The sequence below is a fragment of the Tateyamaria pelophila genome (assembly GCF_019966495.1).
Lineage (GTDB): Bacteria > Pseudomonadota > Alphaproteobacteria > Rhodobacterales > Rhodobacteraceae > Tateyamaria > Tateyamaria pelophila.
In genome coordinates, this window is the sequence record NZ_JAIMIA010000012.1 from 59,124 (window position 1) to 80,306 (window position 21,183).

Consider the following 21,183-nt stretch of genomic DNA (forward strand, 5'->3'; position numbering starts at 1 on the left):
GCCAGTGACTAGAGTGTGACGATACGCGTATCCCCCGCCGCAAAGCGGCGCAATACGGCGGGATAGAGGCGGTGTTCCTGTTCGAGGACACGCTCCGCCAGCGTGTCCGGCGTGTCATCCGGCAGAACTGGCACACGTGCCTGACCAAGGATCGGCCCATCGTCCAGCGCGGGTGTGACCAGATGCACCGTGCAGCCGTGCTCCGTGTCTCCCGCTTTCAATGCGCGGGCATGTGTATGCAATCCTTTGTAAAGCGGCAACAGCGACGGATGAATGTTCAGCATCCGGCCCGACCAAGGGGTCACGAAACCGGCTGTCAAAACCCGCATGAAGCCCGCCAGACACAGAATGTCGGGCGCGTGCGGGGCAAGTGCAGCGGTGATCGCGGCCTCGAACCCGGCACGGTCTTCACCAAAGGGCCGGTGATCGATCACTTCGGTCGCGATGCCATGCGCCTTGGCCCAGGCGATCCCCCCTGATCCCGCATTGTTCGAGACGACCACAGCCGGGCGCGCCGCATGATCGTCAACCATATCCTCGACCAGAGCCCGCATGTTCGAACCGCCGCCAGAGACAAAGATGCCGACCCGTTTATGCACTTAGAGCGCCCCGGCGTAACGCACGCCTTCGCCTGCCGTCACGCGCCCGATCCGGGTCACGATCTGGCCTTCGCCGACCAGTGCCGCGGTCACGTCGGCCTCGGCCTCGACGCTGACAACGACGACCATGCCAATGCCCGCGTTGAACGTCTTGAGCATTTCGGCCTCGGCCATGCCGCCCTGCGCCATCAGCCACTTGAACACCGGCGGCAAATCCCAGCTGTTCAGGTCAACATCCGCGCCCAGACCGTCGGGGAATACACGTGGCAGGTTTTCGGTGAGTCCGCCGCCGGTGATGTGGGCAAAGCCGTGCACGCCCCCTGCCCCGATGGCGGCCAGCGCTGCTTTTACGTAGAGCCGTGTAGGGGTCAAAAGGGCCGCTCCCAGCGTCCCTTCGCCCCATGGGCAGGCATCTTGCCATCCAAGGCCCGACGCGTCCACGATACGCCGCACCAGCGAATAGCCGTTGGAATGCACGCCATCCGAGGCCAATCCCAAAAGCACATCACTCTCCGCCACGCCTGCGGGCAGTGCGGTGCCCCGTTCCATCGCGCCAACAGAAAAACCTGCCAGATCAAAATCACCTGCCGGATACATGCCGGGCATTTCCGCCGTCTCGCCGCCGATCAGCGCACAGCCCGACGCGGCGCAGCCTTTGGCAATGCCTTCGATGATGCGCGTCGCCTGATCCAATTCCAGCTTGCCCGTGGCGAAATAGTCAAGGAAAAACAGAGGTTCTGCGCCCTGACACACCAGATCGTTGACGCACATGGCCACCAGATCGATGCCAACACCGTCGACGTTGCCGGTATCGATAGCAATACGCAACTTGGTGCCCACACCGTCCGTGGCCGCCACCAGAACCGGATCGACAAAGCCCGCAGCCTTTAGGTCAAAAAGTCCCCCAAAGCCACCCAGACCAGATGCAACACCGGGCCGCTTGGTCGCCGCAGCCGCGGGCTTGATCCGATCCACCAGCGCGTTGCCTGCATCGATATCCACGCCCGCCTGCGCATAGGTCATACCGTTCTTGCCAGCTGTCATATCTGCCCCCGCAATTGATTGCGCATCTGCTAGACCATTGGCCGCATGCGTGCAACGCGTCTTGACGATCCTTGCGCGCGCGCATAGCAATCACGTCATGGCGGGCCTGTAGCTCAATTGGTTAGAGCAGAGCGCTCATAACGCTTTGGTTGCGGGTTCAAGTCCTGCCGGGCCTACCATCCCCCCGCCCATACGCATTGGGATCAATCCCCTAAGCCTTTGCGCTGCGTTTAAGTCATCGACTCTACAGGCTGAAAGCCTCGCCAAGTCGTTCTCGGAGTTCCGAGGGTATCCAAGCAAAATATGAATGGAAAAAGGGATATCCAAGCGATGCGAAACTCAGCGCTGTTATCCTGTAGCAAAAATAGTCCAGATCTTCGACGGTGATGGATCCCGACTGAAAATCTGACCAAGCGGATGAAAACTTTGGAGGTTGCCGTTCAAAGGTGCTGCAAAGCAATTAGGGTATCGCCTCCCCTGGCATTCCAAGAAGCCGAGAGCACATGTAACGCCCGGCGCAAAACCGAGATCCAGGAGCTAAGGTCTGAGCCGCCGCCGCTTGATGAAGGGAAGTTGCGTGACACACATGAAGACGAGCGCGCAGGTCAAGACGAATGATATGGGATGGCTCAACAGATCATAGAAAAACGCCCAGACGTTTTCCTGTGCACCGATCATGGCGCGGCGGTAATTTGCATCGATCATCGGCCCCAAGATGACGCCGAGGATGATCGGGCCAACCTGAAAGCCGTACCGTTTCAGAAAATACCCGATCACACCAAACGCCAACGCCCATGCAATGTGAACGGGATTGTTCTGGATCGCGTAAGCGCCGACTGCGGACAGGATAATGATCAGCGGAATCAGAATCGCGCGCGGACATTCCACAACCTTGGTGAAAATGCGAATCCCCGTCAGCCCGAAAACGAGCAGGAACAGGTTCGCCAGCGTCAGGTTTCCTACGATAAACCAGAACAGATGCGGCGTGTCCGTCAGCAAGAGCGGTCCGGGTTTGAGGCCGTGAATATAAAGTGCACCGATGATGATCGCGGTTACCGCATCACCGGGAATACCAAGCGTGAGCATGGGGACGAAAGCCCCTCCAACCGCGGCGTTGTTCGCCGTCTCGGGTGCGATCAGCCCCTCTTTGGCACCTTCGCCAAAGGGGACTTCGGGATCTTTGGTGCTGCGCTTGGCCTGATCGTATGCCATCAGTGCCGCGATATCGCCCCCCGTGCCGGGCAGCGCGCCGATGATCGTGCCCAGCCCCGCAGATTTCAGACCCAGACCCAGATAGCGACGGACATCGGACCAGGCTGGCACGATCCGCGCGACCTTTTGCTTGATCGGCGCGACATGGAGGTGCTCAAGCTGGGCCAGCGCTTCTGCAACGCCGAAAAAACCGATCATGGCGACGACAAACGGCACACCGCCCATGAGGTTGATGGAACCATAGGTAAAGCGGGTTTCTGCGGTCATCGGGTCAAGACCGATCATGCCGATCATGACACCAAGCGCGCCGGCGAATGCTCCCTTGGCAAAGCTTTCCCCGGACAGCGTGCCGACCAGAAGGATGCCGATGATACCCAGAAGCATGTATTCGCGTGACGTGAACTTGATCGCGAAATCGGCGATCAAGGGAGCCGCCACTGCCAGCGCCAGAACCCCGATCAGACCGCCGATCACCGACATGACAGTCGACAGGCCGATCGCCTCCCCCGCCAGCCCCTTTTGCGCAAGCGGGTAGCCGTCGATCGCCGTGGCGATGGCGCTTGGGGCACCGGGGATGTTGAGCAGGATGGCCGTACGCGCACCGCCATAGACCCCGCCGACATAGACCCCCGCAATCAGCGCCAGCGCTTCGTTGACCTCCCACTTGAAGGTGAACGAAATCAGGATCGACGCCGCCATGGTCACCGACAAGCCCGGAATGGCGCCGATATAAATGCCTGCAAAAGTGCCAAGCGCTGTCAACATCAACAGGTACGGGTCGAGCCAGGACGTTGCGAAAAAGCCGAGCGTCTCGATCATTGCCACAGGCTCCCCGTGGGCAGAACGACTTTGAAGACAACCCGGAACAGCAGGTAAATCGACCCGGTGGAGAGTATGGATATAAGCAGCGCCCAGATCGGCCCTTTGTCCCAAAGCGCCCAGATGGCAACAAAGAGCAGGCCGAAGGAGGCCGGAATGAACCCGACGGAGGGGATCACCGCAACGTAGGCCGCCACCAAGCCCGTAAACAGGACCACGCGCAGCGGAAACAAATAGGCGATCAAACCCGTGACGCCGCTTCGGGTGGCGCGGGGCTTGCGCAGCGTGTCGCCGAGGATCACGAGGCTTGTCACGATCATCACACCCGACGCCAGCATGGGCATGATGCCGCCGGTTGCCAGCCCCCTGAAGCCGGAAATCCCATAGGATTCCCAGAACGCGTAACCGGCGAACACCACCAGAAGAAGCGCAAAAAGCCGTTCTCCCGGCCGCAGGGTCTCAGGTGTTTTCATGTAAAACCTTGATGCCGACCCGCTGGACTATAAGCGGGTCGGTCTATTGGGTCAGGGGCGCGCGATGCCCAATTCTTCGGGGCTGACCTTGGCGGCACCGGTATCCTGAAGCGCCCAAACCGTGACTTGCTGCCATTTCGCAAGGAAATCGACAGCTTCCTGACCGCTCATGTTCATGACCACGTTGCCGCGATTTGCCATGAGCTCCAGAAAGGTCTCATTTGTTGCAGCTGTCGCAAAAACCTCGGTCAGCGTGGCTTTGACATCATCGGGCACCTCCGAGCGCACGAAAACCCCATAGAATGGACCCCAAGGCAGGAACCTGTCCATGTCCGGGAGTCTATCGGTGATGGCGGGAACATCGGGCAAGGTGTCGACCGGCTCCGGGTTCACCACGGCCAATGCACGCATCGTACCCGCCTTGATTTGCTCGGCCGCCGCCGAGATGCCGGAGGGCATGAAGTCAACCTCGCCGCCCAGCATCGCCGTCAGCCCCGGACCTTCACCGTCGAACGGAATCGCGGTGACATTGAAATCCGTGGCGTTCGAGATCAGCGCAGCAATCGTCGATGGCAGGCCACCCGGACCGGTTGATCCCATTTTGATGGCACCCGGATTGGCGGAAATATCATCCAGCAGCGCGCTGAGCGTTTGGTATTTGGAGTCCGCAGGCACCGCAATGACGGCCACGCCCCGGCCAAGAATATTGATCGGATACATATCGTTGTAGTCGATGTCGGAGACACCCATCATGCCGTGAAGCTGCGGGTTTTCTGCGCCATAGAGGAACGTGTAACCGTCCGCCGGAGCGGCGTTCACGAAGGCGGTCGAGATCGCACCCGCACCGCCGGATTTGTTGAGAACGACGATAGGCTTGCCAAGCGCCTCTTCGGCGGCCGGGTTGACGGCACGGGCAACGGTGTCGGTGGCGCCACCGGCGCCCCACATCACGACGCCCAGAACTTCCCGCTCCGGGTATTCGGCAAGCGCGGGGCTGGCCGCGACGGCAAGCGCCGCGATTGTGGCTTTGAAAAGTTTCATGTTTTTACTCCCTTGGCCATTTCGGCCCTTCTTTTGGTACGCGATACTTGCCCAAAGGGGGCACATGGTCAATCAGGCTCGGCGAAAAACAAAACTGGCGGACGCCCTCACGGCTCGTCATAGGTGACGATTACCTGAATCCTTCAAGAGTTGCGATTTGAACCAGAGCCAGACAGGGAACGAACGGCCTGAAATACACAGTGATCGACCCCACATCCGGGTCCGCTGGGTTCTCCAAAGACCTCAGATGCCGCGTATGTGGTGAGTTCAGAGACTGGCTGACAGCACGACTGACGCGTGTCCTATGCGCAAAAAAGAGTATTCTTTCGCGCTCGATCCGGTTTTACCGAAAGCGTCGCAGTCATTTGCGTTTTGACCCGCAGGCGAGGCACCAAAGTTCCTTTGAAATGCGGTACATGACCGAGGGCATCTGCGGTTTGATCGGCCAGAATTTGTGGGCGTGCGACGCAGGGATGGAAGGCCTGGCCGCATTGTCCGTGCATTGCAACCGCGACGCCAAACCGTCGGACAGCAAAGCAATACCGCGCTTTGCCGTCCTGAGAACCAAGGGTTCTCCTCGCGCCTCGTCAGGCGGGCAAAACCGTTGATTTCTGCTCGCCCAGCCCTGCAATTCCCAGTGTAACGACTTCGCCGCCGTGCAGGTAGCGCTGTGGCGACTGGCCCATACCGACGCCCGGAGGCGTGCCGGTGGAGATGACGTCACCCGGTTGCAGGCTCATGAATTGGCTGCAATAGGAAACGAGATACGGAATCTTGAAGATCAAGGTCGCGGTTGAGCCTGTTTGCATACGATCTCCATCCACATCCAACCACATATCCAACGCGTCGATATCGGGGATCTCATCCATCGTCACGAGCCACGGCCCCGTCGGCCCGAAGGTATCGCAGCCCTTGCCCTTGTCCCAAGTGCCTGCGCGCTCAAGCTGATACGCGCGCTCGGAGACATCGTTGATGACGCAAAGGCCTGCGACATGGTTCATTGCGTCCGCTTCGTCGATATAGGACCCCGGCTCGCCGATGACGACGCCCAGTTCGACTTCCCAATCGGTTTTCTGCGACCCGCGCGGCACCTGGATCGGATCGTTCGGACCGACAATGGCGGAGGTCCACTTGTTGAAGATGATCGGCTCCTCCGGGATCGGCATCCCGGCCTCTTCGGCGTGATCGGCGTAGTTCAGACCGATGCAGACGAATTTGCCGATATTGCCGACGCAAGGCCCCAGCCGGAGGTCTTCCTGAGGGATACCCTCCACCACGGGTAACGTCTCGATGTCGATGTTCCGCAGCGCTTTCAAGCCGACGGGCCGCAGCGCATCGCCTGACACATCCGGGATCCGGCCGGACAGGTCGCGCACGCGACCTGTTGGGTCGAGCAAGCCCGGCTTTTCGGCTCCGGGTGCGCCATAACGGAGAAGTTTCATCTGTCTTCCTTACCTGCAAAAAGTGCGTTTTTCTTCATTTCGAAGTGCCTGCGGCGGCCCAAAGGCTGCCGCGGCGGATGATTTCGGTGACCTGCGGAACCTTGAGATCGTCCAGTTCGTGGCCGATGGAGCAATAAAACACGCGCCCCTTGTCCCAGCGCCGTGTCCAGACGACCGGGATCACCGTGCCTTCAATCCACCACAGGTGGTCGCCGGAAAACGTGGTGGTCGCCAGCACATCGTTGGAGGGGTCCACCAGCATGTAATACTGTTCCGACGTGAGGCGGAAGCTGCCGATGCCCTGCACGATCGGATCGTGCGGTTTGCAGATCGTGACATCATAGTCGATGTAGTCCTCGCGCTGCTGGAGATTGTCCGGCCAGCCGGGGGGATGGGCGACAAACTGACCGCCGATCAGAAAATGATATGTGGGCCGGTCGCGAAACGCGTCGCCCATATGCCCGTGCCAGCCCGCGATTCCGCAGCCATCCCCGATGAGCTTCAGCAGGCCGTCTTCCTGCTGCTTGGTCATATTGCCGAATTCTTCGCGGTGACCGGAGCGGGCAGAGGACCAGATCGGCGTGATCAGATCGACATCCGCCAGATCCTCGGGCCGTTCAAGGGGCTCCATCGTGTCGTAGACATCGACATGAAACCCGTTGTCCTCGAGTAAGGCCTTGTACCAGTCGGCAAAGTCCATGGGCGCGTGGCCTTCCCAGCCACCGACAAAGAGAGCCGCTTTCATATCTTGCACCTTCGCATGTAATTGAGCATCGCCGCCATATCGCGCGACCCGTAGCCGCATGCTTCGGCGGCGCGCAAGCGCGAGAGCGTCTCGCGTCCCTGCGGCAGCGCAACGCCAAGCTGTTCGGCCAGAGCGGCCGTCACTTCCATGTCCTTGCAGGCCAGCGACACCGTGAAGGTGACGTCATGTGCGGCCTCATCCAGATAGAGCGGGCGGCGATATTTCAGCATCGGCGCTGCGGCCGCACTGGATTCGATCACATCAAAGGCGGTCTGCGTCGAAATTCCGGCAGCTTCGACCAGTGTCAGCGCCTCGGAAACCGTTTGATTGAGACCATGGATCAGCGCATTGACCGCCAGCTTCATGATCGCACCGCTGCCAAGAGTACCAAGGTAAATCGTCTGTTTGCCCATCGCATCAAAGAGCGAAACCAAAGGCGTTGCGGCGTCTTGTGTGCAACCAGCCATGATGAGCAGATGCGCGTCAGCCGCCGCCTGTGTCGCGCCGGACACCGGAGCGTCGACAATCGTGACCCCGGCCGGGGCGGCAGCACCCAAATCCTTGATATGGTCCGGGCTCATCGTGCCCATCTCGACCACATGGCGCTTGCCCGTTGCCGCGAATATCCCGTCAGCGCCCATGTGCACAGCCGCTGACGACGCGTCATCGGCCAACATCGTGACCACCACATCCGAGGCGTCCGCGAGCGCGCGGGGCGTGAGAGCCAACTTGCAGCCGACTTCGTCCGCAACGCTCTGCGCCTTGCTTTCCGTACGGTTCCAGACGGTCAGATCGAATCCCGCGCGCGCGAGATTGTGCACCATCGGCACACCCATCCGACCAAGTCCGGCAAAGCCGATCCGCATCAGGCCGCCTGCCCCGATTTGATCCCGGAAATGGCCTGAATGAGATTGTCTTCGGTCACTTCATCCGAGGTAAAGGTGCGCATGATCTGCCCCGAATACATGGCAACGGTCCGGTCGGAGACATGCAGCACCTCGGGCATCTCGGAGCTGATCACCATCACCGCGTAGCCTTGGGCCGCCAGTTCGCGCAAGAGTTTGTGAATCTCGGATTTGCTGCCGACGTCGATGCCACGTGTCGGCTCGTCAACGATCAAAACATTGGGGTGCATCGACAGCCACTTGCCGATGACGATTTTTTGCTGATTGCCGCCCGACAGGTTCCCCACCTGCTGTTTCCAGCCCGGCGTACGGATATCCAGCCGGTCCCGATACTGGTCAAAGATCGCAATCTCGGCGCCCTCGGCCACGAAGGGCCCGGCCTTGAGGTCGTCGACCTGCGGCAACGTCATGTTGTCCCGGCAGTTCATGCCCAACACCAGGCCCTGCCCCTTGCGGTCTTCGGGCACCAGCGAAATCCCACGGGCGATGGCATCTGCAGGCGAAGAAATGCGCACCTCTTCACCATTGAGCAGGATCTGCCCGCCCGACGGATCACGCAGACCAAAGAGCGTCTCGGCAATTTCCGTGCGCCCCGCGCCGACCAGTCCGTAAAACCCGACCACTTCGCCCCGGCGCACTTCAAAGCTGATGTCGCTGTAAAGCTTGCCGCAGCTCAACCCGCGCACTTCCAGAGCGACATCGCCAAGCTCGTGATGCGACGCATTGCGGCTGAGGTCCAGTTTGCGCCCGATCATCATCTGGGTCACGGACTCCTCGTTCGAGTCCCTGGTGTTTACCGTCCCTTGATATTGGCCGTCCCGCAGGACGCTGATCCGGTCGGTGATCTTGAAAATCTCCTCCATCCGGTGAGAGATGTAGATGATTCCAACGCCATCGGCCTTCAGGTCGGCAATGACATCGAACAGCACCGATTTTTCCGCATCGGTCAGCGACGCGGTCGGCTCATCGAAAATCACCGCCTTGGCGTCCACGGTCAGGGCGCGGGCGATTTCAACCATTTGCTGGTTTGCAATGGACAGGTCCCCCACCCGTGTGGTGGCATCGAAACCCACGTTCAGTTTCTTCAGGATCGTGTTGGTGTTTTCTTCGAGCGTAGACCAATCGACGCGTCCGAAACTCTTGCGCGGCAGCTCGCCGAGATAGATGTTTTCGGCCACGCTGAGTTCTTCGGCCAGGCTGAGTTCCTGGTGAATAAAGACGATCCCTTTCGCCTTGGCCTCCAGCGGTCCGGCCATGACGGCCTTTTCGTCGCCCATAAAGATATGGCCCTCATTAGGCTGGTGGATGCCGCCAAGCACCTTCATCAAGGTCGATTTTCCCGCCCCGTTTTCCCCCATGAGCGCGTGCACCTCGCCCGGCATCACAGAAAACGATACACCGTCGAGGGCGCGCACGCCCGGAAATGTCTTGACGATACCTTCAAGCCGCAGAACCGGATCGCTCATACCTTCAACTCCTCTTTGCCCTTGACGTTCAACTGACGGTCCAGAATGAGCACGGCGATCAGGATCAGGCCGATCACAAGGTTCACCGTTGACGTGTCTGCACCGATATGGCCCAGCCCTTTGCGCAGCAGCTGAATGGCGATGACGCCACCAAAGGTGCCGATGACGCTGCCCGCGCCGCCGGTGATCTTGGTCCCGCCCAGCACGACCGCCGTGATCACCCAAAGCTCGTAGAGCTGGCCGTCATTCGGGTTCACCGATCCGCTTTCCGAATAGAATACCACCGCCGAGAGCGCCGCCAGAAACCCGATGATGGCAAAATTGATCATCATGTGCGGGCCGACACGGATCCCCGCATTCACCGCGGCCTCCCGGTTGTCTCCGATGGCATAGGCGTTGCGACCATGCACCGTCTTGGCCATCACGAACCAGATCACGAGCGTGACCCCTAGAAGGAACCAAGAGGCCGTCGCAAGCCCGAGAAACTCGGCTTCGGCAAAGTCAACAAGTGTCCAGTTGAGGTGGCTGGTCGGCTGTTCGCCGTTGAACATGAAGACGATACCACGGTAGCCAAGCATGGAGCCAAGCGTGACGATGAAAGCGTCCACCCCGGTCTTCCAAACGATGAATCCGTTCAGCGCACCGAGCATCGCGCCCACCGCCAGAGCCAGCAACCACGCCACCGGGATCACCCAGTCGCCAAGGCCCGCAAAGATGGGCCACGTCATGCTGTCCAGCAGCACGATGGCCGCGATGGCAAATGTTGCGCCCACGCTGAGGTCGATATTGCCGTTGACCATCACGATGGTCATGCCCATGGCGATGATGCCGATCGGGGCGGACTGCTTGAGCAGCAGCAGCATGTTCTCCCAATCCATGAACGCCTTGTCCGACAGAGACAGGAATTCACCCGCAATGCTGAAGAAGATGAGTTCCAGCACGATGAAGCCCCAGATCGCGCCGCTTTTCAGGGATTTGGACAGTGTACCCGGTTTCATGACATCCTCCTTACGCGATTGGTGACCAAAGCTTGCCACGTTTGGCCGCAATATCGAGCCAGACAGCAAGGATGATGATGACCCAGGTCACTATGAACTGGACGTAGAATTGCAGCCCCATGAGCAGCAGACCATTCTGAATGAAGCCAAGAATCAGAACGCCGATGACGGTCTTGAAAATGGTGCCGGATCCGCCCAGCAGCGATGCGCCGCCAAGGATCACGGCGGCCAGAACCTCCAGTTCCAATCCCTGCCCCACGGTGTTTTGCGACCCCAGTGACCGGCTGGCCTGGATCAGACCCGCGGTCGCCACACAGGTCGCCGACATGATGTAGCAGAGGAAAACGGTGCGCGCGCGGCGGATACCCGAAAAGGTGGCTGCGGTGCCGTTTCCGCCGACTGCGTAGACCTTGCGGCCAAAGGCCGTCTTGGACAGAACCAACCCCAACAACGCCGCCAGTGCCACGAAGATCAGGATGGGCACCGGAATGCCCATTGCGGTTCCCTGGCCGAACACGCTGAACCAGGTGCCTTCCTTGTCGGCGATGTCCATGTTCTGGCCACCCGAATAGGTCAGCGTCAGCCCATGGATGGCTGATAGCATTCCAAGGGTGACAATCAGCGAATTGAGTTTGAGATACCCCACCAGAAACCCGATCAGCGCCCCCAATGCAATCGTCATGGCGAACATGACCGGGATCGCCATGGCCGGTCCGATCTTGTCGTGCAGATCCAGAACGACGATGGTCGAGAAGGACATCATCGACCCTACCGACAGGTCCAGATTGCCGCTGATGACCACAAAGGTCACACCCAGCGCCATGACGCCCAGAATGGCCGAAGACCGCACAACGCTCAGGATGTTGTCCGGACTCAGGAACCTGGGGTTCGCGATCGTAAATGCGATGATGAAGACCACGAAGGCAATCAATATGCCTTGCTTGGCCAGAACGCTCCCGATCTGCTGTTTGGTCAATGTCGCCATGTTCCCCTCCCTAAGGTCGCCGGCCTGCTGTTGCTGGCGGCGTATCGCGCACGTTCTATCGTGTCAGACCAAAGTCATACCGCCATCGATCATGACGATCTGACCAGTCATGTAGTCGCTGTCTTGGGACGCCAGAAATGTCGTCGTCCCGGTGATATCCGCAGGTTTGGCCACGCGCCCTTTCAGGATCTCGGCCGAAAACTCTTCCATCGCCTGCCCCGGACGATCGGACGCGCCGATCTCCAACAAGTCTTTGTCGACCTGATCCCACATCTCGGTCGCCACAACACCGGGCGCAAAGCCCGTAACCGTAATGTCATGTTTCGCCAGATCCCGGGCGCCGGATTGGGTCAACGAGACTACGGCAAATTTGGACGCACAATAAGGTGCAACGTTGTCAAAGCCCTGACGGCTGGCAATGGAGGCCGTGTTGATGATCTTGCCACCGCCGCCTTGTGCAATCATCTGCCGGGCGGCTTCCTGCATGCCGATCATACAGCCAAGACCATTGACGCCCATGATGAAATTCCAGTTGTCCTCGGTCACATCGAGGAAGTTCATGGGTTTGTTCACGCCGGCATTGTTGAACTTCACGTCAAGTCGGCCAAAGGTATCCACCGTATGCGCGATCATTGCCCGGACCTGCGCCCGGTCTGTGACGTCAACCTGATGGGATGTTATGTCGCCTGCCTGACCGTTCCGTCGGCTGCGATTGGCTTCCGCAACCTCGGCGACCTTGTCGGCATTGATATCTGCGAAACAAACTTTCGCGCCTTCATCAAGCAGCGCCTCTCCGATAGCGCGCCCAATGCCTTGCGCTGCGCCCGTTACGATGCAAACACGATCTGCGACACGTCCCATGACGCACCCTCCCTTGATAGTCCTTTTGGTAGAAAAACGCGGGACACAGACAAGCCGTGCCCCGCATCCGGGAGGAGCCTTAGAAGACAGGCTTGGTATAATCGCCCATGTTGTCCTGGGTGATCTTCGGCGTGTCGAAGTAGTTCAGGAATGGGACATCTGCACCGCTCAACACGTCGATCGCGGTTTGCAGAGCGGCCTCGGCATCATCCACCGGCGACTGGTAGATCGAGCCCCAGTAATCGCCTGCGGCCATCGCCTCGTAGCCCACTGCAAAGTTCGTGGCGCCTACAAAAATGATGCCGTCACGGCCCGCAGCCTTGGCTGCGTTCAGCGCACCAACACCCATGTTGTCATCACCGGCATAAACGCCGTCGATGTCGTCGTACTTCACCAGAAACGCTTCCATCACCTGTTGCGATTTTTCGCGGTTCCAGTCACCCGGCTGGGTGTCGACGACTGTGACGCTCGGGCACACCTCGGGCAAACGATCCTCAAAGCCCTTGGCGCGCTCGATGGCGGTCGTGTAACCGGGCTGCCCGGTGATGTGCACGACCTGTGCCTCGTTCTCGATGCCCATGTCCTTGAACTTGTCGCACATGATCTCGGCCGACCGCGCGCCTTGCGTGATGTTGTCCGGACCGGAGAAGGATTTGACAAAGTCAAAGCCGGCTTCGGCAATGTTCGAATTCGTTACGATGACCGGAATACCGGCCTGGTGCGCCTTGCGGACCGCAGGGATCACGGCCTCGCCGTTGGTTGGCCAGATGATGATGGCATCTACTTCCTGCTGGATGAGGTCTTCCATCTGGGCGATCTGGCGGGCGACATCGCCACCGGCATCAAGGACGACGGATTCAACTTTGTCGTTGGCCTCCGCCGCGGCGATGAACGCTTTTTCGTAGGTGGTCTGGTAGCTGTCGACGCCCACGTTGTTCTGCGTGATCCCAATTTTCATTGGCGAATGACCGTCAGCAAATGCTGCGCCAGCAAAGGCGATGGCGGTCGATGCAATAAGTGTCGTGCGAAGTGTCATTTGGGTCTCCTCCCGGTGATCTTTGTTACAAGCACCCCTCCCGGGCGCTTGCCTGTCGACCGGCTTCTCCGGCGATCTGATGTTACCATGGCGGCATTGCCCGATCGACGTCGCAACAAAATAATCCGAAATGAATAATTTTTCATCCAATTCGGATATTTTACGTCTACGGTATAGCATCCAGAATGAACATTGTCGGAGTGTCTGCCGTGAAGAAAAACCAAACATCCAATTTCGATACCAACTCAGATGTTTTGCGACATGACAAGGGACGAAGGCCCACGCACTTGATGAACGCCATGCACAGACAATCACGCAATACTCTAAAGGCGCTTCCGGTTCAAACCGAAGCGCTTGGCGCGTTGTCCTTTCTGGAAAACTTCAACGGCGAGCTTGAATCCACACTGGAGATTGTCGCACCGAACGCGCACCTGCGCATGATGGTGCATCTGCTGCGCGGCCATTTCGAGGCCCGCACCGTCACCCCGACCTCTCTGATCGGGGCGAGCCACGTGCCCTATGCCACAGCGACGCGCAGGCTCAAGGAAATGGTGGACAGCGGCCTGATCGAACAGCGCCCCCGCACCAAATCCGGCAAGACGTTTTCAATGCACCCCAGCGACAAATTGCTGGATCAATGGATGCAACTCTCAGGCCGCCTCCGCCGCCTTGCCGAGACCGAATTCGGCGGCGTTGAACAAACCGAAGAAGCACAGGATTACTATTTTGGCGGCAGCTACAAGGCTGCGCAGTCGATCCCTCCCCTGCCCGTCCTTCCCCAGCCTCTCAAGCTGGCCGGCGGCTTGAGGGTGCTGGTGCACGGTGATCCGACCTTCATGGTCATGGACCGCCTGAAGCGGCAGTTCGAACAAGTGATCGGCAACAACATCTCGCAGCGGGCCTTCTCCATTGACCGGTTGCGCGAAGAAGCGCTTCGCAATGCCGAGCGCGCGACAAGCCGCTACGACATCATCGCCGTTGACCTGCCATGGATTGGCGAGTTTGCGACCCGGAACGTCCTGATGCCCCTTGATCAGGTGATGGAAATTGAACGCCTTGATCCGGCGGATTTTCACACCGCCGGCTGGAAGGCGGCCCATTGGGGCGGACGCGCCTATGTCGTCCCCGCGCAAACCACGCCTGAGTTGCTGTTTTACCGCCACGATCTGTTTGCCGAGGCCGGGCTCGAAGCCCCATCGACGACGGAGAAACTGCTGGAGGCCGCGAGACAACTGCATTCCCCGCGCCATGGGCGGCACGGCATTGCCTGGAACGCCGCGCGCGGAACAGCCCTTGGCCACACCGTGCTGATGACCTTGGCCGATTTCGGCCAACCCGTTCTGGACTTGCCCGAAATGGCAGGCGGTTTCGATACCGATCATTTGTCCAGGGGCGGCTACCGCGCGACCATCGACACCGAAGCTGGCCTGCGCGCGGCCGAATTTCTTCTGGAACTTCTCCGCTATTCGCCCCCCGGAATCCTGTCGATGTCCTGGTACGAGCGAATTCGTCCCTATGCCGAGGGCAGCATCGCCATGGCGTATGGGTACACTTTGCTCGCCCCTTATTTCGAGCTCGACGAGAACTCGCCTGCCCACGGGCAAACCAGCTACCTGCCGCATCCTGCAGGGCCCGGAGGCCGCCCGATCGCACCCGTCGGAGGGTTTGCCATGGGCATTCCCGCGAACCTGCCCGCCGACCGCATTCCCGCCGCTGTCGAGGCGCTCAGCGTGTTCACGTCGCCCGAGGCACAAAAGCTGTATGTGCAAAATGGCAGCCGGACCAATCCACGCTACTCCGTCGCCTCGGATCCCGAAGTGCGTCGCCTGTCATCGATTTTCGAGGCGGTGGACGCGATGTCCTGGCGCGACGAACTGCAATTCTGGCCACGCCCGCCGGTGCCGGAAATTGGCGGCATCATACAGATTTGCGGCGAGGAGTTTCACGACATGCTGCGCGGGATCACATCCCCCCGCGACGCATTGCGCACCGCGCAGGCCCGGGCCGATGCGCTTATCCGATCAACCGGAACATAAACTATCTGAGGAGGAGAGATCATGGACCCCAACCGATTAAAAGGTAAAAATATTCTCATCACCGGCGCTGCGCGCGGCATGGGTGCTGCCAACGCCGAAAGCTTTGCCGCGCAGGGGGCCAATGTGTGCCTGGGAGATCTTGATCTGGATGAGGCCCAAAAGATGGCCGACCAGATCAATGCCGCCGGAAACGGCCAGGCCGTCGCAGCCAAGATGGACGTGACCAAGCGCGAAGACAATGCCGCCGCCGTGGCCGCCACCGTCGTGGCGTTTGGCTCGATCAATGTCGGCCTGTTCAACGCTGGTCTCAACAAGCCCCGGTTCTTCATGGATATCGATGAAGACAACTGGGACATGATCATGAACGTCAACACCAAGGCGATGTGGCTGGGAATGCAGGAAACCGCCCGGCAGATGATCGCCCAGGGGCCGATGGAGGATCACCCCTACAAGATCATCAACGTGGGCTCGATCGCATCACGCAAACCGCTGTTGGATGTGACCGTCTACTGCACGTCGAAATACGGTGTTCTTGCGCTGACCCATTGCGGCGCGCTCGGCTTGTCCGAACACAACATCACCGTCAACGGCTATGCGCCCGGCGTCGTGGTGACCCCGCTCTGGGAGCAACTCGACAAGGACCTCGTTGATATCGGGTTCAAGGAGCGTGAAGGCCAGGCCTATGATGATATCGTGCGGGACGCGCTTCAGATCAAGCGCGTGTCCTATCCCAAAGACATCACGGGCACCGCGTCCTTCCTCGCGTCTGACGACAGCGACTACATGACGGGTCAGATGGTTCACATCGATGGCGGCTGGTGCATCCAGTAACGCCCTGCACTCGTCTAAATTCACCTTTTGTACGGGTCGCAATCGCAGCCCGAAGGAGACTCTCATGTCACGCGCATTAATGCCGAACTTGCTGACACCTCAAGACCTTGAACCCAATTGGGAATGGCGCGAAAGACTGCCGGCCTGGGGTCACAGCTCCGTCGATTTCGAACGTCGGGTCGATCACGACCGCCTGCGGCGCTATCGCCTCGCCCGGACGCGCCAGTCGCTCCAGGCCTCGAATGCGGGCACGCTGCTCTTGTTCGACGTGAACAACATCCGGTATGTCAGCGCCACCAAGATCGGCGAATGGGAACGGGACAAGATGTGCCGCTTCTGCCTGCTGACAGGCGACGACTCTCCGTATGTTTGGGATTTCGGCTCCGCAGCGGAGCACCACAAACGTCATTCCGACTGGCTCGAGCCCAGCCACTGTCTGGCCGGTGTGGTCGGCATGCGCGGCACCATCCCGCCTGAATTCGGTCTGATGAAGAAATACGCCAAGCAGATCGCAGGATTGATCCGCGATGCGGGCATGGGCGACATGCCGGTCGGTGTGGATTATGCCGAAACGGCCATGTTCCACGCCCTGCAAGAAGAAGGTCTGAACGTGGTCGACGGCCAGCAGATCATGCTGGCAGCGCGCGAAATCAAGAACTGGGACGAAATCCAGTTGCTGACCCAGGCAGCGTCCATGGTCGATGGCGTCTACCACATGATCTATGAGGAACTGAAACCGGGCATCCGCGAAAACGATATCGTCGCGCTCAGCAACAAGATGCTCTATGAGATGGGCTCGGACGACGTCGAAGCGATCAACGCCATTTCCGGCGAGCGGTGCAATCCGCACCCGCATAACTTTACCGATCGGTTGATCCGCCCCGGTGACCAGGCCTTTTTTGACATCCTGCAATCCTACCAAGGCTATCGCACCTGCTACTACCGGACCTTCAATGTCGGGCGCGCGACGCCATCGCAGAACGACGCCTATGTGAAGGCCCGCGAATGGATCGACGCCTCCATCGCCATGATCAAGCCGGGTGTCAGCACCGACAAGGTCGCTGAGGTCTGGCCCACGGCCGAAAGCCTCGGCTTTGCGAACGAGGATCAGGCCTTTGGCCTGCAATTCGGTCACGGGTTGGGTCTGGCGCTGCACGAACGGCCCATCATCAGCCGCGCGGTCAGCATGGATCACCCCATGGAAATCAAGACCGGCATGGTCTTTGCGCTGGAAACCTACTGCCCGGCCACCGACGGCTATTCCGCCGCACGGATCGAAGAAGAAGTCGTGGTGACAGAAACCGGCTGCGAGGTCATCTCGCTCTTCCCCGCCGAAGAATTGCCCATTGCGAACCGGTACTGATGATGCGCAATCCATTTGACCTGACGGGTCGAAAGGCCTTGGTGACCGGCGGCGCGACAGGCATCGGCGAGGGCATTGCCCTTGGCCTTGCCGCCGCCGGAGCCGATGTGGCGCTGACCTATCGCAGCCACGCGCCCGAAGAGACCCTGGAGAAGATCGAAGCGCTTGGCGTCAAGGGTGCCGCCGTCAAGGCCGATTTCAACGGCATGGATCGGGACGCCGCCGAAGAGGTCGTGCGCTTTGCCACCGATGCACTCGGCGGTCTGGATATCCTGGTCAACAATGCCGGGATCATCCACCGCGAGGAGAGCACCGAAATGCCCCTGGAAGACTGGCGGCGTGTGCTGTCGGTCAATCTCGACTCTGTCTGGTTGCTGTCGCAGGCGGCGGGCAAGCGCATGGTCGCGCAAGGCGCGGGAAAGATCGTGATCGTGTCCTCGGTGCTGGGAACGCAAGGCGGGCTTCGCGTGCCCGCCTATGCGTCCAGCAAACATGCGGTGATCGGCCTGACCCGCGCCTTGTGCAACGAATGGGCGGGCCACGGTGTCAACGTGAACAGCATTGCCCCCGGCTACACGGCAACGGACAACACACAAGCGCTGCGCGACGATCCCGAGCGGTCGAAGGCGCTGCTCGACCGTATCCCGGCCGGACGCTTTGCCGACCCGTCAGAAATTGCGGGCGCTGCCGTTTTTCTGGCCTCGGACGCCGCGAATTATTGCCACGGCAGCGTGATCACCGTCGATGGCGGCTGGCTCGCCAGGTAAGGAACAGATATGGAACAGACACTTACGGGAAAAACCGCTCTGGTCACAGCGGCGGCGAACGGTATCGGTCGGTCCAGCGCCGAGGCCATGGCGGCGCGCGGCGCGCATGTGATCGCGACCGACATCGACGGCGCCGCAGTGCAGGCGCTTGCGGACACGTCACCGAATATCACAGGCCATCAACTGGATGTTCTGGACTCCGCGGCCGTCGAGGCACTGGTCGCCTCGGTCGCGCCGGTCCACATCCTGCTCAATTGTGCCGGATGGGTGCATGATGGCACCATCCTTGACTGCGACGACGCCGTCTGGGACCGGTCCTTTGACCTGAACGCCCGCGCGATGTTCCGCGTCACCAAGGCCGTTTTGCCCGGTATGCTCAGCAGCGGATCGGGCTCCGTCATCAACATAGCGTCGATCGTCTCCAGTGAAAAAGGCGCGCCGCGGCGTTTCGCGTACGGGGCGTCAAAGGCTGCGATTATCGGAATGACCAAGGCGATCGCGGCAGATTTCGTCAAGGACGGCATCCGCTGCAACGCGATCTGTCCGGGCACGGTCCAAAGCCCGTCCCTGAATGACCGGCTGGCTGCAACCGGCGATTTCGACAAGGCCCTTGCCGCGTTTCAGGAGCGCCAACCCATGGGACGGCTGGGACAGCCCGAGGAAATCGCGGACATGGTCTGCTATCTCGCAGGCGACCTGTCGGCCTTCACCACCGGGCAAGCTTTTGCCGTCGATGGCGGGTGGTCGATCTGATGGGATTGGACCGCGCCGCATCAATTGACGATCTCAGACTTCGGGCCAAACGACGCATTCCGCGGTTTGCCTTCGATCTCGTCGATGGCGGCGCGGAAAACGAGCGCAACCTGCGCCGCAACAGCGCGGCCTTCGAAGAGGTGGAGCTGACGCCGCGCTACATGGTCGATGTGTCGGCGCTCGACACGCAGGTCACGCTGTTCGGCCAGACATATGCCGTGCCTTTCGGAATGGCGCCCATCGGCATGCTCAACGCGTTCTGGCCCAATGCCGATCTCACGCTGGCAAGGCTGTGCAAGGCGCAAAACATCCCCTACGTCGCCAGTTCCGCCGCCTCCACCACCCTGGAACAACTGGCCGAGGCGGCCGACGGAAATGGCTGGTTCCAGTTATACGTGTCCAGCGACGCAGACGTGACGGACGGCCTGATCGCGCGCGCCGAGGCCGCAGGCTACGGAACGCTCATGGTGACCGCAGATGTGCCCGCCGCGGGCAAGCGCGATCGCGACATCCGAAATCAACTCGCCGTGCCGTTCCGTTTCACGCCCGAAGTTGTGCTGCAATGCGCGCTCAATCCGCGTTGGGCGCTCACCAGTTTGCGCCACGGCACACCGAACGTGGCCAACTATGCCGATCTCCTGCAAAGCGCCACCTCCTATGCCGACGTCCAGAAAACCCTGATCACACCGGGCTTCACATGGGACGACTTGAAACGCCTGCGCACCCGATGGAAGGGCAAATTGCTTGTCAAAGGCATCCTGCATCCCCAAGACGCGGAAAAATGTGCGGAACTGGGCTGTGATGGCATCGTCGTCTCCAACCACGGCGGACGACAGGTTGCCTTTGGTCCGCCAACCATCGAAGCACTGCCAGCCATTGCCGACGTCGTCGATGGACGCATGAAGATCATTCTCGACAGCGGCATTCGCCGCGGCGCGGATATCTTGCGGGCCAAGGCGCTCGGCGCGGATTTCACCTTTGCGGGACGGGGTCTGGCCTATGGCGTCGGCGCCGGAGGCCAGGCCGGAGCCGAACGCGCCTTCGAGATCTTGCAATTGGAATTGATCCGTGCCCTGGGTCAACTCGGCGTCCCGTCTTTCCGGGATGTCGGAAAATCCGAGCTGAGCACATTCCGCCAAAGCGGCTCCGGCCCGCACTGAAGTGCGCCCGGTTCCGCCATTGGGGCGAGATACGATGCAGATTGGTGGCGGGACGCCGTCATGGATGAAAAGACCGTATTCACGAACCCTCCGCAGGTGTTTTGCGCAAGAAACTTGACGACGTCCTGACACCTGCACTTTGGTGGGCCGTGCTAGTCGTCGCGTCCGGGCTCATTTGGATCGCTGGAAAACAGTGCGATCTTGTTGCCTTGAGGGTCACGAAGGTAGCCCACATAGAAATGAGGGCCATAGGACGGGCGGAAACCCGGCTGGCCCTCATCCGTGCCGCCCGCGACAAGTGCTGCGGCATGAAGGTCGCGCACCTGGCGTTGACTGCGCGCCTCAAATGCGACCATCGCGCCGTTTCCAGCCGACGCCGGTCGGCCGTCGAAGGTCGGTTTCACGTAGAAATCCGGCAGGACGGGAGACCGACCCGGCGCGACGGGCAGTGCATAGCTCAGGCCCTCAGGGCCTTCCTCGAGCCCGTAGTCCAGGGTCGGCAGAAAAGCGGAGTAAAATCGTCTCGCCCGAGCGATGTCATCAGCACCGACGGTAACGTATGCAATCATGGATTGAGCAACCCCACGTCTGGAAATTCGGATTTGGCATGATCACGCATCCTGGCATTCCCATTTGATATAGGCCTT

Annotated in this window: 20 protein-coding genes and 1 tRNA gene; 7 read left to right on the top strand and 14 right to left on the bottom strand. The window is 60.1% G+C overall.

Translation table 11 applies throughout. The annotated features are described in order from the left end of the window. Positions 1-8: 8 nt before the first annotated feature. Positions 9-599: a phosphoribosylglycinamide formyltransferase gene (purN, locus tag LC354_RS06320; RefSeq protein ID WP_223422123.1), complete on the bottom strand. Its 591-nt coding sequence runs from the start codon at positions 597-599 to the stop codon at positions 9-11. Beyond that, entirely contained in the window at positions 600-1,643 is a 1,044-nt protein-coding gene (gene purM, locus LC354_RS06325) for a phosphoribosylformylglycinamidine cyclo-ligase (protein WP_223422125.1), read from the bottom strand. 102 nt (positions 1,644-1,745) lie between these two features. Here purM and LC354_RS06330 point away from each other — a divergent pair. Then, positions 1,746-1,822 (top strand) — tRNA-Ile (locus LC354_RS06330). Positions 1,823-2,180: 358 nt separating this feature from the next. Here the strand turns inward: LC354_RS06330 and LC354_RS06335 are convergent. The 11 genes from LC354_RS06335 to LC354_RS06385 all read right to left on the bottom strand — a co-directional run bounded on the left by LC354_RS06335 (position 2,181) and on the right by LC354_RS06385 (position 13,626). Beyond that, positions 2,181-3,674 (bottom strand): tripartite tricarboxylate transporter permease, encoded by a 1,494-nt coding sequence (locus tag LC354_RS06335; RefSeq protein ID WP_223422126.1) that lies wholly within the window; start codon positions 3,672-3,674, stop codon positions 2,181-2,183. Continuing rightward, positions 3,671-4,147, bottom strand: a complete 477-nt coding sequence (locus LC354_RS06340) for a tripartite tricarboxylate transporter TctB family protein (protein ID WP_223422128.1) — start codon at positions 4,145-4,147, stop codon at positions 3,671-3,673. Before LC354_RS06340 ends, LC354_RS06335 begins: the two co-directional genes overlap by 4 nt. A 51-nt stretch (positions 4,148-4,198) precedes the next feature. After that, a complete protein-coding gene (locus LC354_RS06345) occupies positions 4,199-5,188 on the bottom strand; it encodes a tripartite tricarboxylate transporter substrate binding protein (protein WP_223422129.1) in 990 nt (329 codons plus the stop codon). Positions 5,189-5,775: 587 nt separating this feature from the next. Continuing rightward, on the bottom strand, positions 5,776-6,630 hold the full coding sequence (locus tag LC354_RS06350; RefSeq protein ID WP_223422131.1) for a fumarylacetoacetate hydrolase family protein: 855 nt from the start codon (positions 6,628-6,630) through the stop codon (positions 5,776-5,778). 34 nt (positions 6,631-6,664) lie between these two features. After that, entirely contained in the window at positions 6,665-7,375 is a 711-nt protein-coding gene (locus tag LC354_RS06355; protein ID WP_223422133.1) for a ThuA domain-containing protein, read from the bottom strand. Continuing rightward, positions 7,372-8,241, bottom strand: a complete 870-nt coding sequence (locus tag LC354_RS06360; protein ID WP_223422135.1) for an NAD(P)-dependent oxidoreductase — start codon at positions 8,239-8,241, stop codon at positions 7,372-7,374. The genes LC354_RS06355 and LC354_RS06360 overlap by 4 nt, the downstream gene beginning before the upstream one ends. Continuing rightward, complete coding sequence (locus LC354_RS06365; RefSeq protein WP_223422137.1) at positions 8,241-9,746, bottom strand: sugar ABC transporter ATP-binding protein; 1,506 nt, start codon at positions 9,744-9,746, stop codon at positions 8,241-8,243. The genes LC354_RS06360 and LC354_RS06365 overlap by 1 nt, the downstream gene beginning before the upstream one ends. Then, a complete protein-coding gene (locus LC354_RS06370) occupies positions 9,743-10,744 on the bottom strand; it encodes an ABC transporter permease (RefSeq protein ID WP_223422138.1) in 1,002 nt (333 codons plus the stop codon). The genes LC354_RS06365 and LC354_RS06370 overlap by 4 nt, the downstream gene beginning before the upstream one ends. Before the next feature lie 10 nt (positions 10,745-10,754). Then, positions 10,755-11,729, bottom strand: coding sequence for an ABC transporter permease (locus tag LC354_RS06375; protein ID WP_223422140.1), 975 nt, complete (start codon positions 11,727-11,729; stop codon positions 10,755-10,757). Positions 11,730-11,792: 63 nt separating this feature from the next. Beyond that, complete coding sequence (locus LC354_RS06380; RefSeq protein ID WP_223422141.1) at positions 11,793-12,590, bottom strand: SDR family oxidoreductase; 798 nt, start codon at positions 12,588-12,590, stop codon at positions 11,793-11,795. Positions 12,591-12,669: 79 nt separating this feature from the next. Continuing rightward, entirely contained in the window at positions 12,670-13,626 is a 957-nt protein-coding gene (locus tag LC354_RS06385; RefSeq protein ID WP_223422156.1) for a sugar ABC transporter substrate-binding protein, read from the bottom strand. Between the two features lie 290 nt (positions 13,627-13,916). On the opposite strand from LC354_RS06385, the gene LC354_RS06390 reads away from it, so the two are divergent. From LC354_RS06390 to LC354_RS06415, 6 genes are all read left to right on the top strand, one after another. Further along, positions 13,917-15,662: an ABC transporter substrate-binding protein gene (locus LC354_RS06390; protein ID WP_223422158.1), complete on the top strand. Its 1,746-nt coding sequence runs from the start codon at positions 13,917-13,919 to the stop codon at positions 15,660-15,662. A 21-nt stretch (positions 15,663-15,683) separates the two neighbouring features. Continuing rightward, positions 15,684-16,493, top strand: a complete 810-nt coding sequence (locus LC354_RS06395) for an SDR family NAD(P)-dependent oxidoreductase (protein ID WP_223422143.1) — start codon at positions 15,684-15,686, stop codon at positions 16,491-16,493. A gap of 64 nt (positions 16,494-16,557) precedes the next feature. After that, positions 16,558-17,856 carry a M24 family metallopeptidase gene (locus tag LC354_RS06400; RefSeq protein ID WP_223422145.1) on the top strand — a complete coding sequence of 433 codons (1,299 nt, stop codon included), beginning with the start codon at positions 16,558-16,560 and terminating at the stop codon, positions 17,854-17,856. Positions 17,857-17,858: 2 nt separating this feature from the next. Next, positions 17,859-18,623: an SDR family oxidoreductase gene (locus LC354_RS06405; RefSeq protein WP_223422160.1), complete on the top strand. Its 765-nt coding sequence runs from the start codon at positions 17,859-17,861 to the stop codon at positions 18,621-18,623. Positions 18,624-18,632: 9 nt separating this feature from the next. After that, positions 18,633-19,376, top strand: coding sequence for an SDR family oxidoreductase (locus LC354_RS06410; RefSeq protein WP_223422147.1), 744 nt, complete (start codon positions 18,633-18,635; stop codon positions 19,374-19,376). Continuing rightward, the gene (locus tag LC354_RS06415) at positions 19,376-20,536 is read left to right on the top strand and encodes an alpha-hydroxy acid oxidase (protein ID WP_223422149.1); all 1,161 of its coding nucleotides are present in this window, start codon (positions 19,376-19,378) and stop codon (positions 20,534-20,536) included. The genes LC354_RS06410 and LC354_RS06415 overlap by 1 nt, the downstream gene beginning before the upstream one ends. A 152-nt stretch (positions 20,537-20,688) precedes the next feature. Here LC354_RS06415 and LC354_RS06420 read toward each other — a convergent pair whose 3' ends face one another. Next, entirely contained in the window at positions 20,689-21,105 is a 417-nt protein-coding gene (locus LC354_RS06420; RefSeq protein ID WP_223422150.1) for a VOC family protein, read from the bottom strand. Between the last annotated feature and the right edge of the window lie 78 nt (positions 21,106-21,183).

What these genes read in the sequence shown, in the direction of transcription:
- LC354_RS06375 (WP_223422140.1), bottom strand. Translation starts at nt 11,729, where the DNA reads ATGGCGACATTGACCAAACAGCAGATCGGGAGCGTTCTGGCCAAGCAA.
- LC354_RS06365 (WP_223422137.1), bottom strand. Translation starts at nt 9,746, where the DNA reads ATGAGCGATCCGGTTCTGCGGCTTGAAGGTATCGTCAAGACATTTCCG.
- LC354_RS06360 (WP_223422135.1), bottom strand. Translation starts at nt 8,241, where the DNA reads ATGCGGATCGGCTTTGCCGGACTTGGTCGGATGGGTGTGCCGATGGTG.
- LC354_RS06400 (WP_223422145.1), top strand. Translation starts at nt 16,558, where the DNA reads ATGTCACGCGCATTAATGCCGAACTTGCTGACACCTCAAGACCTTGAA.
- LC354_RS06395 (WP_223422143.1), top strand. Translation starts at nt 15,684, where the DNA reads ATGGACCCCAACCGATTAAAAGGTAAAAATATTCTCATCACCGGCGCT.
- LC354_RS06420 (WP_223422150.1), bottom strand. Translation starts at nt 21,105, where the DNA reads ATGATTGCATACGTTACCGTCGGTGCTGATGACATCGCTCGGGCGAGA.
- LC354_RS06385 (WP_223422156.1), bottom strand. Translation starts at nt 13,626, where the DNA reads ATGACACTTCGCACGACACTTATTGCATCGACCGCCATCGCCTTTGCT.
- LC354_RS06355 (WP_223422133.1), bottom strand. Translation starts at nt 7,375, where the DNA reads ATGAAAGCGGCTCTCTTTGTCGGTGGCTGGGAAGGCCACGCGCCCATG.
- purM (WP_223422125.1), bottom strand. Translation starts at nt 1,643, where the DNA reads ATGACAGCTGGCAAGAACGGTATGACCTATGCGCAGGCGGGCGTGGAT.
- LC354_RS06340 (WP_223422128.1), bottom strand. Translation starts at nt 4,147, where the DNA reads ATGAAAACACCTGAGACCCTGCGGCCGGGAGAACGGCTTTTTGCGCTT.
- LC354_RS06405 (WP_223422160.1), top strand. Translation starts at nt 17,859, where the DNA reads ATGCGCAATCCATTTGACCTGACGGGTCGAAAGGCCTTGGTGACCGGC.
- LC354_RS06410 (WP_223422147.1), top strand. Translation starts at nt 18,633, where the DNA reads ATGGAACAGACACTTACGGGAAAAACCGCTCTGGTCACAGCGGCGGCG.
- LC354_RS06380 (WP_223422141.1), bottom strand. Translation starts at nt 12,590, where the DNA reads ATGGGACGTGTCGCAGATCGTGTTTGCATCGTAACGGGCGCAGCGCAA.
- LC354_RS06345 (WP_223422129.1), bottom strand. Translation starts at nt 5,188, where the DNA reads ATGAAACTTTTCAAAGCCACAATCGCGGCGCTTGCCGTCGCGGCCAGC.
- LC354_RS06370 (WP_223422138.1), bottom strand. Translation starts at nt 10,744, where the DNA reads ATGAAACCGGGTACACTGTCCAAATCCCTGAAAAGCGGCGCGATCTGG.
- LC354_RS06350 (WP_223422131.1), bottom strand. Translation starts at nt 6,630, where the DNA reads ATGAAACTTCTCCGTTATGGCGCACCCGGAGCCGAAAAGCCGGGCTTG.
- LC354_RS06390 (WP_223422158.1), top strand. Translation starts at nt 13,917, where the DNA reads ATGAACGCCATGCACAGACAATCACGCAATACTCTAAAGGCGCTTCCG.
- LC354_RS06415 (WP_223422149.1), top strand. Translation starts at nt 19,376, where the DNA reads ATGGGATTGGACCGCGCCGCATCAATTGACGATCTCAGACTTCGGGCC.
- LC354_RS06335 (WP_223422126.1), bottom strand. Translation starts at nt 3,674, where the DNA reads ATGATCGAGACGCTCGGCTTTTTCGCAACGTCCTGGCTCGACCCGTAC.